General features: G+C 41.5%; 20 protein-coding genes and 1 pseudogene. 1 reads left to right on the forward strand and 20 read right to left on the reverse strand.

Annotated elements, in window-relative coordinates:
- Positions 1 to 213: 213 nt before the first annotated feature.
- The 3 genes and pseudogenes from QE177_RS08275 to QE177_RS08285 all read right to left on the reverse strand — a co-directional run.
- Positions 214 to 567 (reverse strand): annotated as a pseudogene (locus tag QE177_RS08275) (phage antirepressor N-terminal domain-containing protein); the annotation flags it as partial.
- A complete protein-coding gene (locus tag QE177_RS08280) occupies positions 564 to 1,454 on the reverse strand; it encodes a phage antirepressor KilAC domain-containing protein (protein ID WP_280548651.1) in 891 nt (296 codons plus the stop codon). The gene QE177_RS08280 and the pseudogene QE177_RS08275, both read right to left, overlap by 4 nt.
- Complete coding sequence (locus QE177_RS08285) at positions 1,426 to 1,605, reverse strand: Arc family DNA-binding protein (RefSeq protein WP_280548653.1); 180 nt, start codon at positions 1,603 to 1,605, stop codon at positions 1,426 to 1,428. Before QE177_RS08285 ends, QE177_RS08280 begins: the two co-directional genes overlap by 29 nt.
- A 111-nt stretch (positions 1,606 to 1,716) precedes the next feature.
- On the opposite strand from QE177_RS08285, the gene QE177_RS08290 reads away from it, so the two are divergent.
- Positions 1,717 to 1,974: an Arc family DNA-binding protein gene (locus tag QE177_RS08290; protein WP_280548655.1), complete on the forward strand. Its 258-nt coding sequence runs from the start codon at positions 1,717 to 1,719 to the stop codon at positions 1,972 to 1,974.
- Between the two features lie 20 nt (positions 1,975 to 1,994).
- Here the strand turns inward: QE177_RS08290 and QE177_RS08295 are convergent, their stop codons facing one another.
- The 17 genes from QE177_RS08295 to QE177_RS08375 all read right to left on the reverse strand — a co-directional run bounded on the left by QE177_RS08295 (position 1,995) and on the right by QE177_RS08375 (position 15,123).
- Complete coding sequence (locus QE177_RS08295; protein ID WP_280548656.1) at positions 1,995 to 2,531, reverse strand: Ail/Lom family outer membrane beta-barrel protein; 537 nt, start codon at positions 2,529 to 2,531, stop codon at positions 1,995 to 1,997.
- Positions 2,532 to 2,677: 146 nt separating this feature from the next.
- Entirely contained in the window at positions 2,678 to 3,259 is a 582-nt protein-coding gene (locus tag QE177_RS08300; RefSeq protein WP_280548657.1) for a hypothetical protein, read from the reverse strand.
- Entirely contained in the window at positions 3,259 to 3,858 is a 600-nt protein-coding gene (locus QE177_RS08305; RefSeq protein WP_280548658.1) for a hypothetical protein, read from the reverse strand. The genes QE177_RS08300 and QE177_RS08305 overlap by 1 nt, the downstream gene beginning before the upstream one ends.
- 2 nt (positions 3,859 to 3,860) lie before the next feature.
- On the reverse strand, positions 3,861 to 6,731 hold the full coding sequence (locus QE177_RS08310; RefSeq protein WP_280548660.1) for a phage tail tape measure protein: 2,871 nt from the start codon (positions 6,729 to 6,731) through the stop codon (positions 3,861 to 3,863).
- Positions 6,732 to 6,938: 207 nt separating this feature from the next.
- A complete protein-coding gene (locus tag QE177_RS08315; RefSeq protein ID WP_280548662.1) occupies positions 6,939 to 7,286 on the reverse strand; it encodes a phage tail protein in 348 nt (115 codons plus the stop codon).
- The gene (locus QE177_RS08320) at positions 7,283 to 7,585 is read right to left on the reverse strand and encodes a hypothetical protein (protein WP_280548663.1); all 303 of its coding nucleotides are present in this window, start codon (positions 7,583 to 7,585) and stop codon (positions 7,283 to 7,285) included. The genes QE177_RS08315 and QE177_RS08320 overlap by 4 nt, the downstream gene beginning before the upstream one ends.
- 55 nt (positions 7,586 to 7,640) lie before the next feature.
- Positions 7,641 to 8,123: a phage tail protein gene (locus QE177_RS08325; protein ID WP_280548665.1), complete on the reverse strand. Its 483-nt coding sequence runs from the start codon at positions 8,121 to 8,123 to the stop codon at positions 7,641 to 7,643.
- A 15-nt stretch (positions 8,124 to 8,138) separates the two neighbouring features.
- The gene (locus QE177_RS08330; protein WP_280548667.1) at positions 8,139 to 8,552 is read right to left on the reverse strand and encodes an HK97-gp10 family putative phage morphogenesis protein; all 414 of its coding nucleotides are present in this window, start codon (positions 8,550 to 8,552) and stop codon (positions 8,139 to 8,141) included.
- Positions 8,549 to 8,944 (reverse strand): hypothetical protein, encoded by a 396-nt coding sequence (locus QE177_RS08335; protein ID WP_280548668.1) that lies wholly within the window; start codon positions 8,942 to 8,944, stop codon positions 8,549 to 8,551. The genes QE177_RS08330 and QE177_RS08335 overlap by 4 nt, the downstream gene beginning before the upstream one ends.
- A complete protein-coding gene (locus tag QE177_RS08340; RefSeq protein ID WP_280548670.1) occupies positions 8,922 to 9,248 on the reverse strand; it encodes a phage head closure protein in 327 nt (108 codons plus the stop codon). Before QE177_RS08340 ends, QE177_RS08335 begins: the two co-directional genes overlap by 23 nt.
- Before the next feature lie 2 nt (positions 9,249 to 9,250).
- Positions 9,251 to 9,556, reverse strand: a complete 306-nt coding sequence (locus tag QE177_RS08345) for a head-tail connector protein (RefSeq protein ID WP_280548672.1) — start codon at positions 9,554 to 9,556, stop codon at positions 9,251 to 9,253.
- A gap of 131 nt (positions 9,557 to 9,687) precedes the next feature.
- Positions 9,688 to 10,920 (reverse strand): phage major capsid protein, encoded by a 1,233-nt coding sequence (locus QE177_RS08350; RefSeq protein WP_280548674.1) that lies wholly within the window; start codon positions 10,918 to 10,920, stop codon positions 9,688 to 9,690.
- Between the two features lie 9 nt (positions 10,921 to 10,929).
- Complete coding sequence (locus tag QE177_RS08355; protein WP_280548676.1) at positions 10,930 to 11,535, reverse strand: HK97 family phage prohead protease; 606 nt, start codon at positions 11,533 to 11,535, stop codon at positions 10,930 to 10,932.
- A complete protein-coding gene (locus QE177_RS08360; protein WP_280548677.1) occupies positions 11,525 to 12,757 on the reverse strand; it encodes a phage portal protein in 1,233 nt (410 codons plus the stop codon). The genes QE177_RS08355 and QE177_RS08360 overlap by 11 nt, the downstream gene beginning before the upstream one ends.
- Positions 12,747 to 12,908, reverse strand: coding sequence for a hypothetical protein (locus QE177_RS08365; protein ID WP_280548679.1), 162 nt, complete (start codon positions 12,906 to 12,908; stop codon positions 12,747 to 12,749). Before QE177_RS08365 ends, QE177_RS08360 begins: the two co-directional genes overlap by 11 nt.
- A complete protein-coding gene (locus tag QE177_RS08370; RefSeq protein ID WP_280548681.1) occupies positions 12,905 to 14,635 on the reverse strand; it encodes a terminase large subunit in 1,731 nt (576 codons plus the stop codon). The genes QE177_RS08365 and QE177_RS08370 overlap by 4 nt, the downstream gene beginning before the upstream one ends.
- Complete coding sequence (locus QE177_RS08375) at positions 14,632 to 15,123, reverse strand: phage terminase small subunit P27 family (protein ID WP_280548683.1); 492 nt, start codon at positions 15,121 to 15,123, stop codon at positions 14,632 to 14,634. The genes QE177_RS08370 and QE177_RS08375 overlap by 4 nt, the downstream gene beginning before the upstream one ends.
- Between the last annotated feature and the right edge of the window lie 140 nt (positions 15,124 to 15,263).

Genomic DNA, 15,263 nt, shown 5'->3' on the forward strand with positions numbered 1-15,263 from the left:
TTAATCATTGATCAGAGATAATAATTTATCCTTATTAATCACTAAATATCCACTTTTCTTGGCAATCTCAAAAAATGAATCAAGAGATAATAAATGCTCATTTTCTGAGACCACATCCGCGCTATAAATCCGGTTATCCTTAAACGTAATTAAAATTCGGCCATTTTCAGGAAACAGGCCATTAAATACTGTCTGACTGGTTTCCTTTTTCTTGACTTCGCCTGTTGTCCAGTATTCATAGAGAACATCATCACACTCATCCTGATACTGAATCACTTTGTCACGGATTTCTGGCTTAACTTTGTTTGAGCTGATAGTGTGTAACCAGCCAGCAAGTTTACGGAGAGCAAGACAAATCATTAATTGTTCACCGCCTTTTGAAGGAATCACGATTTCAGTGATACCTTTACTAAAGCGTTGTTTTAATTTCTCAAATTGTGATTGCCATGTTAATCCTATGCCTTCAACAATAGGCTTCATCGGTACATATGGTTCACCGTTATAATTCACTACATATAAATTGTTACCGTGGAAAGGGACATTAATTGTAGAGATTGTACTGTTCATGCTGCCACCTCCACGCTTAATAATTTTGCTAACTTTGCAATGCCTTTCGGTGTAATACGAACCTGTGTTTTTGTTTCAGCAACTCCATCAGTTCGGGTAATCGTTGTTACTTTATGCTCAATAAGTCCCTGTTGAATCTTGTCCTGATAACCAATCCACGTACTGCCAAGTCGTCTGTAAATCCATTTTCTTTCACTTAGAAAATCAAATAACTGTTTAGGACGTGTCTGCAATTGTTTAGCAGCATCAGTAATACACATAGCACCGTCTGATTTAGCGATTCGTTCTAACGCTGCCACATCTGGTTTCATTTCATCAACTTTATGTTCCAGTGCAATCACTTTTTTTGTGTAAGTCAGCAATATTCCACGCATTGCTGATGGGTCATTAAGTATTTCCATTGGGTCTTTAACAACGGTTGCTAACTTACCCGCTTTAAAATCCAAAAATGTCTGGTTAACTGTTAATCTAAACTTTGGAGAAATCCAGCCTGCATATTCAATTGCCAATAATTCATGAGCGAAATTGCCTGGATTAGTACTACCCTTAATAGAATTGATTACTTCATGACCTAAGCCCGAATTAGGGCTTTGATTATTTTTCAATAAGTTAGCTTCTAATTGTGCAATTAATTCTTTAGACTGAGTTGTAGCAAGCCACTTAGAAGGACGCTTATGTTTACCTTCACCGCTAGCTTTATGTAACGCATTCAGATTAAAACGACCCTCTGAGTCAGTGGTAATTTCCACTCCAGCGATGACAGGAAGATTTTTATTTGCTATATTCATGTTGTTGATCTCATTGCTAATGGTTAACATTTTAGAAACCCTGACTGTTCTAGCAGTTGGGGTTTCGTCTTCATTGTTGTCCAAACATTTTCTTATCATAATTAATGCTCCAAACAAGTCTTTGAATAATAGCTGAATTTAAAGACAAACCTTCTTCTTTTGCTTTTCTTTCAACTTGATCTTTCACACCTTTAGGTAACCGTAAAGTAAACTTTTCAGTTGCTCTCTGGGTATATAATGAATCATTCATTTCTATTCTCCTTAATAATGGCTATTTGCCACTAGAGTCAATTTAACATGATTGACAATAAGTCAAGTTGCCACCATACTATTTTTAGTAAAACTATTATCGGTCTAAAAAATGAAAAAATTCCCAAGTCAAACTCAAGATAAGTTTACAGTTAGATTTCCAGATGGAATGCGTGATGCCATAGCTAAACGCGCAGAAGAAAACGGGCGCTCTATGAATTCAGAAATAGTTCATATCCTGAATGAAGTTCTGCATGAAAGAGTGATAATACCAATGGATGATGATCAGCGAAATAAAACATTAATTGAATTATTTAAAGTTATCGACCCTGAGATTGCCAAAAAATTAAAAAAAAATAACAAAAAATAAGCTAGTTTTTTCTATAAATATTAGAACCGATAACCTACACCAACCATCCAAGTTCCAACCTTAAAGTCATCTAGTTTGGTATATTCATATGATGCATCGATGGCAATATTTTTTACCGGATTAAATTGCAAACCAACACCATATACAAACCCAGTTGAAGAATCATCATCAGAATAACCCATTGCTCTTGCTTCAACTTTTCCGTGTGCAACACCAACTAGGCCATAAGCACTAATATATTCGTTAAAACGGTAGGTTGGACCAACATTTAATGAATAGTAATCAAGTTTTGCATCAGCAAACTTCATATTGCCGTAATAAAAATTATACCCAAGATGCGTATATGCAAATGAACCTATAACACCCCAATCATTATCGATTTCATAACGATATTTAATATTGAACCCTTTCGCATCATCATCAATCTTTTTACCATTGACTTTAGCGCTGCTTTGAGCGTAACCAACTGATAGCGTGTTTTCTTCTATCGCATTAGCATTAAATGAGCTAAATGTAAAAGCAGAAACTATTGACGATACGATTAATATTTTTTTCATTTTTTCATCTTCTATTAATAGAAATACTCATTAAAAAACATAACTTACAATGCGTATCGCAACTTATCACATAAGTTCATTAATTTTATAAATAAATTTTCTTTCTGAATGTATATATTTATTTCTAAATATATATTTGATATGAATCACTTATAAATAAATGCTGGCGCATCTTTTTTGCTACCCCAGTAAATAGCTCGCTCTGACATTTGCGCAACATAGCGAAATATCCGATCGCCATTTTTACGTTTCGACCATGATTCGTCAGTAAAGCGATTAGGTAATCCAAATGCCCACCGCTCAAATCTATTCGACACAGTTACAGACACTTGATTTTCTTCACCCGTTGAAACTCCGATGTTTGATATTTGGCCAGCAAAAATTAATTCAGCAATTTCAGGCTTCCCGTCGAGATTAATCGCCACCAGCAATAGACGAACATTTCTTCCACGACTACGTTCATTCATAACATCACCGATCAGCATCGAATCAAAACCAGAAAGCGATAATATAAGCTGTTGCGGGCTAGTCGTATTCTCTTCTTTAACTGATTCAACGGCACCGAATTGACCAACTCCTTGGTATATCTCGCCAGCAATTATCAGGTCGCCAACGCCAGTATGAGCACGGGTTACACCAGATTTTAGATCTAAACTTGCCGCCATCACCAGCTCATAACCATCATTAATTGCTTTGACCATGTCATTAGAAAAAGGATGATATAACATTAGTAAAGAGCCTCCTCAAACTCTAAAGTTACATTAGTAAACACACCTGGTCTAAAATTGAATTTTCCTTGATCATTACTCGTAAGTTTAAAAATGCCGAATGGAGATAAAGTCTCTATTTTTTCATTAACTTGTGGTGAATAACGCAGGGCAGGTGAAATCGGAATTGACGCATTACCGCTTGCATCACTTTTAACATCTATTGTAATCATTTTAAGTTCGTTATTAACGGTTAAGTAATCACCTTTTCTAAGTACGACTAAATTAGTTTTCCAGCCTTTTGTTTGTAATATTCTGCCAGTTTGACTGGCAACACTGACTATAGGTTCACCTATATCTGGCAAACCTTTGCGTATCCAATTACGAATTTTTACTCGGCCACTTTCGCCATCTAGCTCTGCTGTTAGCGCCTCTAATTGTCGTGATAGTTTCTCGACCATATTGTTAAATGTTAGAGTGCAACACCAGCGGCTACCAGGAAATCTTACTGTTTGAGAACTGCCATTGAATGTTGAAATGAATGTTTTACTATTGCTGACTAAATACCAGCTCATTGATGATGGCACTATCTCTTTTGGCCACTCAGTTACCAATGCCATCTCTAAGCTCCCAAAATTTTTCGTGTTCTACCATTGGTAGCAAAATCGCGTTGAATACGCGCAATAGCATCATTAGCACCTTGTCTAGCTCCCATTTCTGCCGCTTGTTGCATTGCATCATAAAGCGCTTTATCGCCATTGCCAGAAACATGAATAGTTTGATTAATCGTAATTTCAGTAGTTGAAGAATTACCAATTGCTCTAACGCCCAGCGAGCCGTCCGCGCCGCGTCTTAAGGGAATAATCGCTTCTGGCCCCGCTTCGCCCATCAATCCCATACCTTTGGCAAAAGGAAAGATCGTTGGCGATTTTACGATAGTGTTGCTGTATGCACTCAAACCTGGCGATTGATAAACATTGTCTTTCGCATTGGCTGCCGCTTCTGATACGTCGCCACCACCAAAACTACTTAATCCTTTTTTCAGTGCGTTAAAAAGCATCATTTTTATAATCATTCTGGTGATATCATTAACGACTGATTGAGCAAAATCAGCAAAATTAAATTTACCTGTTGTAACAAAATCAGTTAACAGATCCTCCATTGATTGCATCGTATTTTCAGTAATGTGTTGCATCACAGAATTTACGTCTTTCACTTCGCTGCCATAATTTCTCATGCCTGCTTTCATGCCAGCAAACGCATTTTTTTCCTCCTCTGCTTTTTTTTGCGCAGCGTTGCGTACTATTTCAATCTGTTTTTGCTCTTCTTGCGCTAAGAAATTAGTTTGATCTGCATAAAGTTGTGATGTTTTATCAGATAATTCTTTGTCAAGCTGGTATCTGCGATCTCGGAAAGAATCACGAATTTGTTGTTCTTGTAGCATCAATTGATACGCATTATCTGACATCGAAGTGCTGAGAACTGTGTTTTGTGCCTCTTGTTGTAGTTGAGCTGTAGCTTTAGCAATTTCAAAGTTCTGGTCATCAAATTGTTTTCTTAGTTCTTTCAGTTTTAATTCTTGTTCCAATCCGGCATTGATTTGTAATTGCGTGCGTATTTTGTCAGCATGCGCGACTACACTTTTTTGATCCGCAGTTAGATTTTTACCTTTCAGTCCCATCAGCTCTTGTTCGAAAGCAGCTAACGCACGAGACGATGATACAATCTTATCTCGCTCCTTTACTTGTGCACGTAGTTCAGCCGTTTTCTTTTGGAGCTGATCAACGCGCTGCTGTCCTGACTCTACTTTCGGCGCCGAGTAGAGCTTATCTAGTCCTTTGATTGCTTGCTGATATTCTTTAGCTGATAAAGCGCCTTTTTTGTAGCGATCATTTATCGCTTGCTGAAGCTGATTTCTCTCTGCAAGCTTATCTTTACCTGCATCCATAGCAGCGTTAATTTTTAACAAAGTGTCGATTTCAAATTTTGCAAGTTGTTGTTCGCTTTGTAGTGCCTCCTCGTTGTCTTTTTTCTGCTTATCTAACGATTCAGAGCGCTTTTTCATCTCAGCATCATGCGCAGAAGTATATATAATCATACTCCCTGTTGACGCAGCTAACATCACTCTCATGCTCTGATTAGCTTCGTCATTTACTTTTTTATACTCTTTCGCTAGATTAGTAGCTTCTTCGAAATTTTGTTTTTGCTTTTTAGCGTATTCATTCCGCGCTAAATCTAACGCTGATTCAGTTTGACCCTGTCGTAGTAGCGCTGCAATTTGATTATAAATACTATCCTCGAGCACCACCCCCTCAGAGGCGTAGTTTCTTAATGCTTGCAAGGGATTTTCACCGATATTCGCTAATTTATTAACTAACGTATCCGCGCTACCACCTGCTTCCTCAAGTTTTGAGCCCAATTCTGCCGCATCATTTAGTAGCGTTCCCGTAAATCCAGCAGAAGCAGCCGAGGCAACAGCTTTATATGCGCTTGCTGTGCCGCCTAGCTTTTTAGCTAAATCATTTAGCTCAGCAGTAGTTGTTGTTAGTGTTGAATTGCCTTTTTGGATCGCTGCATAAAATGATTTTTGACGCTCCTCTGCTTCTTTAAGTCGTGAATGTAGATAGAATATCGCACCTGCGGCAGCCATCAATCCGACGTTAACGGGGCCACCCATCATCGTTACAAAAGTAGAAAAACCAGTAGTTACCTTTCCAGTAATACTCTGTAAAGTTGTTAGCTCTTTATTTGCAACAGCAAGTTGTTGTTTTGCTGTAGCTAACTGTTTTGAGCCTACCTCTTCAGCTGCTTGTGCGGTAGTAAGTTGCGCTGACGCTACCGCTGCTTTTTTGTTCGCAGCGGCAGTTGCCAAGTCTGCTTCAGCAATAATTCTTGCATTTGCTTCATGCTGGGCTGCATATTCCTTGTCCATTTCTGCTCTATTGAAATATCCGTTCTGTTCATTAACGACACGCATCTTTTCAATATATTCATCTGCAGCAACAGCTTGCTCTATTTGCGCTGCGGCTTGTTCCTTCATTGCTTGTGCAGTTTTTAATCCTTGTTGCGCTCTAGTTGCATCGGCTTTAGCCGCTTCAATCGATGCTTGTGCAGCCTCCACTGCACCTTGTGCGGCTTCTTTAGCTGCTTCTCTTTGAACTTCAAAAGACGAACCATGAGAAGCGCCGAAAAACTTTTCAAAAGCAGGCACTAGCGCATTAGAAATGGTACTTGCTGCTACGTTGCTGCCCGAAACAAGCTCGGTTAAAACATGATGCAAATTGCCAAAGCCAGCAATGGCCTGCCCGCTTGATCTTCTTACTTGAGCCGATATCTTAGTTATCGCGCGTTCACTCTCACTTGAGCTTGCTTCTATCTGCTGAGTAAATTTTTTAGATTCATTAGCAGCAGAATTATAGGCATTATGAATTTGCGATTTAAAACTAGCAGAATTAAGGTGCAGCGCTACTGCCAAACTTGCTACATCAGCCATTTAATATCCTCATCACTTCGTTACACTGCGAGCTAATATCATCATGTGCAATTACTTTGCTCTCTTCTTTTTTAGGTTCTGAATCAGCGCTAAAAAATGCTTGCCAATAAGTTAAAATTTCCGCTGGTAGGGATGCGATTTTACGCGGATCTGGCTCACCCCACCTGTCTGCCAGTTGAAAGATAAAGCGTAAGTGGGGTGAGTTGGCTAGTTTTTTTTCGCTTCTTCCAGATTGCCGTAACTAAACTGCTGAACAAGCTTAAGCGCTTCAATGAGTGAAGGCGTTGATTTAGCCGCGATTAACTCCTCTGCAGTCGGCAATTCATCGGCTGATAGTGGATTGCCCTCTTTATCGCAGAGCGTTTTCAAAATCAAACTCGCACCAGCAATGCTCGCTTTCACATTTGAGTTACTTTCTTGCGCTTGTTTAAGATGCGTATCATATTCATCTAATTCAGCGATCGTTAAACGTCGCAAATAAACATCGGTACCAAAGACTTTACACTTTTCTACATACACATCTGTTGCTAATAAACGGGATTTTAATGATGTCATTTTGTTTCCTTATCTGCCGAATTATTTTTTTCCAATGCTTCAACGCGTTTTGTTAGTGCATTCAATGCGTCGGGTAATTTTTCTAACTCTACAACACGCTTAGTGAGTGCCTCTATTTGTGCGGGTATTTTCTCTAATTCAATAACGCGTTGTGTTAGTTTATCTACGGGATCTGATAAATCAGGCATTTCATTCAATGCCTTAAAATTGTCATTGGTTTTACTAAATGCATCACGAATCGGATCACCGGTGCCGTCATCAGGTGATTTACCGATATTAATTTCTTTAATATCTGCCATCAGTTAACTCTCCTTTCTGTTGTATCCGCCTTTAGCTTGCTGCTATCAGCGGTAATCACTTTGGGTTGGGGTCAGAGTTTTCACCTTTATCAATTCCCCACGACAAATTATTTTGCTTAGCTTTTACTGTGATCTGAATGACCTCTGTCGCGGGCGCAACAATATCGTTCAGCTCCCAACCAGCCAGCGAGAGAATCATCGTGGCTGTGCGTTTGTTAGGTAGCGCAAAATAAAACTGTACCGTATCTCGGTTTTGCGCTGCATTTAAGAATTCAATAAAATCTTCGTTTTCTGGATCATCAACAAAACCAATTGACTTTTCAGGTCCTTCCGGTAAATCAGAAACACCTTGCTTGTTTTTTTCAATCAATACAGTGCTATCAACAGTACTACCGGTTAGACCTGTAGCGCCGAGCGATTTGCAGTTAATCAGTGGTTTCATCTGTTCAACCGTATCGCCCACTTTACCGAACTTAACAATGGTGCCGGCTGGTAGCTTGGCGTACTCCGGAGATGATTTAAAATGTTCTTCGGCCATTACAACTCCTTAAATTTAACGATAATTTTCAATACCAGTACGGATTGCTGTGGCCAGTGCATTGAGCACAAACTGGCGGTTATAATCGAGTGCCGGTCTAATGAATGGGCGCGCTATCTGTTTAACTGTGCCAAACTCTTGCGCGCGAGCTTTCATAATATGTTTCTTGGTGGGGCCTACCCTCACTGTCATTACGGTTTGCGTATTGGCATTATTCATTCTGTCTGTGGTACGGATTTTGATACTGTCACGCATATGTTCATCTGGATTAGTCGCATCAAAGCCCGCGTGAGCTTTCATATCTTCAAGTACCGGCTTCATCACTTCTCGTCCGGCTTGGCGCAAAATTTTGCTGGTGAGCGCTTCACCTAATTTATTTAATTCATGCTCGAGCGCGCTTAAGCCTTTCACTTCAACTTGGATTCTCATTTAGCATCCTCTGCATAGGTCAAGATAAAATCACGCGTCAGACGCCAGATTGCGCGTCCGCCCGTCTGCTCTTCCATCGACTGCAAAAAATTACCGCGCCCAACGGCCTGCACTGGATAATCACCAATATAGCCCTGCTCGATACCTTCCCATTCATCCCGGATAGCATCACTCAACGCAAGCGCAGCCAGATAATCAGCTAACTGAACAGTGACCTGAAATCGAGCTTGCACTAGCTTGGTTTTCGCTAATCCAGTAAAGATTTTTGGATCACTGATGCGTTGATAAATAATTCCCTCGAGGTGCTCTGAGGGCAACATCAAAGGATAGGCGGGTAGTTTTGTGATACGCTCTAAATCTGCTTTGATATCAGCTTCTATCATGACGTGCATCCGCTTCGGTTGTGATAATTAATCGGTCGGCTTGATTGCGGTCAATGGCACGCACGGTAAATCGCCGCTGCCGATAGTCAATTAACCAGTCGATATCAACATCTTCTCTGGGGCGAAGTGTAAAGCGAACTTTTTCAATAATTTGTCCCTGACCGGCGGTTCGGATTTTATTATTGGAAATTGATTCAACTTTGGCCCAAACATCTGCCACTTTTTCAGCAACGACTTTTTCACTTCCCAACTCATCGCGCACGATCTTAAACAGTGACAGTGTAATACGTTTATTTAGCTCTCCCGCTTTCATGCTTACCCCACATTTAAATAACGATAGGGCTCAATCAATGCCTTAAATCCAGCCGGCACGGTGATCGTTTCCCGATTTTCATAAAAATGATCGACAGCTAGTAAAAGCGCTAACTCAATATCCGCCGACAGAGCAACACCGTCAGGATCCGTATTCGGCACGTCGTTTTCATAAATAGTGCGATTAATATAATTTTCTGCCCGCTTTTTTGCCGCCATCAGATAAGTGAGTAACAATTCATCTTCCAGACTGTTATTTTCATCGATTCGGCATTGTGCTTTTAACTTGGCTAATGTCGGCAGTGGCATAAACGCTCCCATCGAGCCTGCGTAAAAGTCGCAGGCATAAAAAAACCGCATTGTGCGGCTGCGATAAAACATCCTTCATTAATTAATCCTCCGTTTAATGGTATCCGCTTTAAACTCTGTTGAGTCTGCGGTTATTCCTTTGGGGGAGGAGTAGAACTCTTACCAACCAAGGCTTTGATCGCTGAACTATCCTCAAGTACACAATCAAAACGATGAAACGCCAAAAATGCAGTCTGATCAAACTCAGCATAGCGTTCAACCAGTCGTTTCAATGTCATATAGCTAACCCGTCGGACAATAAAGCGATTGAAGTCACCGCAGAAAATAAACTTTTTACCTGCGGCCATTTCATCAATTGCTTGATCAACTACATACTGCACACCTAGGATTGTTGACGGTGCCACGCCGATAATTTCAGGTAACCACAGTGGCCGCCCCTGATTATCTTCCATTTCCGTGATCAGTTTCAGCGTACTGTCATTAAATGCCCAACGGAAATTAGGACCATTACGATAAGCCGGATCTAACGCATGCTTTAGCTTATTCATATCTTTCCAGCTAAATTTATCTGCCGCATCGACCGTTTTATCAACCGAAGCCTCTAAGCCTTTAGGTTGCAGTGGCGTTCCTGCTCCGGTGCCTTTAACTAAATATTTAGCCTCACCACGTCCCAGCCGCTGCGCAATTCGACCGGCTAAATAAGCTTGCATATCAATGCCACTATCTTGCAACAACTCATTAGAGACACGGATAATTTTTGATGATAACTTTTTCGCACCAAGCGTTACGCTGCCAAATTTCACATCTTCTTCTTTCGTTTCGGTATTCTCTCCTAATAGTTCGCCTTCTTCCGATGTACCGTCAGAGGTAGCCCAGGTAATATCCTGACCATTAGAGGTGGACAAAATTTGTGAAATATTGGCTATACCGCCATAAGCTTTCATCTGATCAACGACCTTATTTAACATCTGTGTCGGTACGGTATAGCCGCCTTTTTCTTCCGGGGATGTTCCTTGTGCGCGCAATTCACGCAACACTTGACGCTCTTCTGTGCTGAGCTCACCAAATCCATGCCGTAAAAATTTATCAAACGTCTTGGCGCGACGCTCGGCTTGTTCAGTTGCGCTATTTTCGTTATTTTTATTACGTTGCTCCGACTCTTGCTTGTCAACTAGTTGCTGATCCAGTGAGCGCAACTGCTCTTCACGTTGAATTTGCTCATCAACCGTTTTTAGTTCAGTTTTATGCTTGTTCCACTCGGCTTTTTGCTCTTCATTCCATGTGGCATCGCCAATTTTTTCGTGCAGAGCACGCATATCAGTCGCAATAGTATTGCGTTTCTGCTTTAATTCATGAAGTTTCATCTCTAATTCCTATGCATTAAGTAATGTAAGAATGCGCTCTCGCGCCATTTTTTGATTCACGGCTTTTTGCAGCTCACCACTCTCTCTCACCTCCCGCCAGGCTTTTAGTGAACGAATGGCGGCATCTGCATGCTGATACGCTGGATAAGTCACCGGGCTGACATCAAATAGACGGGATATTTGGCTAATTTCTCGGATCACGACGCCGTCATCATCCTGATACCACTGTTCACCATCGCGGGAGACGTGAAAAGCAAATGAACTCTGATTGATATCCCCCCTTTGCATCGGTGCAACAACTAGATCGCGGATTGTTTGTGTGTCAGGTGCCGTGATGTCGTAAACTAATCCCCGCTCATTAACACTAAGAGATAAAGTTCCAGCTGTGCTACGTCCGAGAATATAATTTGCGTCGTGGTTGAACAGTGCGCGCACATCATCAGTTAGCACATCATCAAACGCGCCAGGTTTAATTACCTCCCGAAATCCCCACATCAATTCAGAACGACTATTAAAAACCGACGCTAGCCCGACAATGTGAGTCGATTTATTTTCTTTACCGACTTCAGCACGAACCTCGCCGAAATAACATCGGGTTTCTTTTTCACTGGACATTATCATCCCCTTTAGGCTGGTCTGTTTTGCTTGCCATAGGCTTGGCGGCATTAACACTGACTAACATTTCATCTAATCCCTTAACTGGATTCATATCTTCAAACGCCCGCGCTTCATTGCGACTCATCCAGCCGTCAGTAATAGCGAAATGATAGAATTCTGCACGCTCTTTCGGTGTGCCGCGTAACAATCCAGTCAGGTTAAAACGGGCATAAAAGCCGGCGGTGGATTCTTGCCGAGTAAACAACCGTCGATTGAGCTCCTGCTCCCAATTAACCACCCACGGCATAACGGTATGCCTGACGAACTGAATTGATTGTTCAGAGATATTGGAAAAAGTCGCTTTTTCTAAATCGTTGATCATATGAGCGGGAACATTGAAAATACTGGCGATCATTGAGCGATTAAGTTTTAACATATCAATCAACTGAGCATCGACTGGTGAAACGGTTAATGCTTTATAATCCAGTTCCGCAGGCAGCAACATGGTTTTATTTTCTTGGCTACGTAACGCATGCGTCGCCTTAATCCACATCTCCTTTAGTCGTGACCAACTATCTTTATTCAGTTCACTTTTAACTGAAAGAATGCCGGCAGGGCGAGCGTTACCACCAAAAAATGCGCTGGTATACTTCTGCCCACTCATGCCCATGCCGACCGTTTCCGCATGCTGCATAATCGGGCTTAGGCCCATACGCTGATCATTACCTAGCGCCCGAATATGGATCATGTCGTGGGGGCTAATCGCAAAATTGCCAAGCTCATTATAAACACCGTAGGTATAGCGGCCACCCGTGTTGAGTAATGTTGTCTCCCATGGCATACAAGCTTCCAGATTTATCACTTCACCTTTGCGATTGCGCTTAACCCAGGTATAACCATTTCCCCAACCGAGAATATGCCGCTCTTTGGTTTCCCGCCATTTATAGCTTGTTTGCCATTCGTTAGGTTCATCATGTAAAAGATAAAAAACCGGATGATCACGCGCCGCTGACACTTTATTGCCAGATTTGCGCATAACATGCAGCGGCATCTGCGCCACCGACGATGACAGCACATAAATACAGGCATAAACCGCCGCCAGTTTCATCGCTGTCGTCGGATTGACATAAACATCGCTATTAAAAATTTCATCACAATCCGCCGCTTCAGCGGTGATTGGCGTTTCAGGGTTTTCGATATTTTGTGCAACATCACTACGAAAAAAAGCATCAAGTAACATGATTTCTCCTTCTGCTTACCAGTAGTGCATAAACCACTAGCAATGAACCACCAGTTATCAAGGTATTGGCTAAGCCATATTTTAGGTAACAGCCCGCCAACACCGCAGCAATACCGCTCAATGCAGTGACATCAAGAATGATAGTTTTCATAAAATTAATAAGTCTTCGTTAGGATCCAGTGAAGAGAGAAAGTCATTTTCTTCATGTAGCATGGCGCGACCGATGGCCATAATCAGCGAAACCGCCCCATCAATTTTATTTTCGTTTTTTTCTTTGATAGGACGCACAACATCATCATTACCGGGCAAATATTTGCCCACAACGTTACTAATACACCAGGTCATGATCGGGTTGCCATCATGATGAAAACGCCCTGAGGCAATCGCAGCTTCAAGCTCTTTCATTGGATCGGACATATTGGTGTAGTTTTGAACAATTGTTATCGGATTCATTCCTTCATCCGCTAACTGGTGCGATAGGTTGGTAGCACCATGGGGATCAATTGCAGTTTCTTCAATTGGGTTAGTGAGGTTATCGGCTTTTGCATCCTCTAAAATCTCTCGATAATCGATTTCTGCGCCGTCGGTAACTTTCAAGTGTCCTGTTACTACCCATTTTTTAAACCGCTCTGCCGTTCGTTGATTTTCAATATTGGCACTGAAAACGGCGTCATAAGGTACATAAAAACTGGGGGAAATAGAATAATAATGACGCTTGCCATCAATTTCACGACTAAATAACTTTACTCTAGAATTCATATCCAGTTTACGCGCTAAATCAAGCGACTGGATACAAGACTGACCTTCAAATTGTTCTAATGTTAGCGCTTTATCCTCACACTCACGCCAGCTTAGCATATTAAAATAAGCGGATCTGGCTGAAACCCATATATTTAAATGCTTTGTTTTAAATATGCCGGCTAGACGAGGATTATTCTTTGCTCTGTTTTGTTGGCTAATCAGGAACTCATGGTAAATTGAAACTCCCATATTCGGATTTGCTTTTTTCAACACGGCAGGATCTGTCCAATCGTCGCCTTCATCAACAGTATAAATAATGCCAAACAGCTCTTCGTTCGGGACAATGCCAGTGAGCATTTCAATCACTTCCCGGCGCTTATCATAACAGGGGCCTTCAATATTATCGCCGCTAGTTGTAATAGCCCACATTAGCGGTTGTCGTCTGGCGCCCATGCCCGTTAACATAGTGGTGTAGAGTGAATCTGTCGAATGTTCATGATATTCATCTACAATTGCGCAATGAGGTGATTGGCCGTCCCCAGGATTACCGATTATCGGTTCAAATCGAGCACCATCTTCTGGCCGATTCATATTTTTGGCATTAATTTCAATACCGAAAGCCTCAATCAGCAATGGCGTACGTTTGCACATCAATCTTGCTGGCCTGAACACTTCCCAAGCTTGCTTTTCCGTGGTTGCACCAGAGTAAACCTCAGCACCAAATTCGTTATCACAAGTAAAGCAATACAAAGCTACGCCCGCTGAGATCGCAGATTTACCATTTTTACGCGGAATTTCTGTATACACCTCACGAAAGCGACGTAATTTACTCCCTTTATGTACCCAACCAAAAGCACTGCAGATAATAAATAATTGCCATGGTTCAAGCGTGATCGGCATTCGCTTAAATGCCCATTCACCCTTAGTATGTGGCAACAGCTGAATAAATTTTGCTGCTCGCTCTGCCAAGTCTTTATCAAACCGGTAGCGGAATTTTCGGCTTTCCGCTCGAGCTAAATCATCGAGATGCCGTTGACAGGCGTCGATTACATATTGACAAACATCAATTTTTCCGCGCACTACGTCACGTGCATACTGATTAGCAGCATTAACATTAAGATACGACTTGCGACTCATGATGAAATCATCTTTAAAAACGGATTTTCTTTTTTCTGGCCAACAATACCAATTAAACGCTGACGGCTACTCGGATCTAACCCCAGCATTGCACCGGTGCGATCCATTTCCGTTTCCTGCTCTTTTTTAGCCGTCAAATCAGGGTTTTTTATTGGCCCACCTGTTGCACCAATCAAACGCGTACCATCACGCATAATATTAATAACCAGCTCTCGCCATAACTGATAAGCAACACACCAACGTTCAAGTACAGCAAGATCAGTCAGACACAATATCCCTTGACCACATAGCTCATTAACCGTCATTTTCCACATGGATACCGCTAGTACCATCTCGTTTTCAACAAACCAATCAGGCGGCTCTACACCTTTTAGTGGCGCAAAAACTGGCTCATCATGGTTTAGTGCTCGTTTTCCCGGATTGCCCGCTAGCTTTTTTTTGGCTACCGGCTTTGGGCGACGGCCAGATTTCCCCGGCGTGCCCGCCATAGAACAACCTCCCCTTAATAGAGAAAAATCAATAGATAAAAATTATGGATGGAAAAACCCATTTTAATTTCATTTTTCGCGGCTATAAAAATTTGATTAAAGCGGCAGTCCTGGAAAGCGAGAGGGGTAGAGATTTTACC

This window comes from Arsenophonus sp. aPb, assembly GCF_029873475.1.
Classification (GTDB): Bacteria; Pseudomonadota; Gammaproteobacteria; order Enterobacterales; family Enterobacteriaceae; genus Arsenophonus.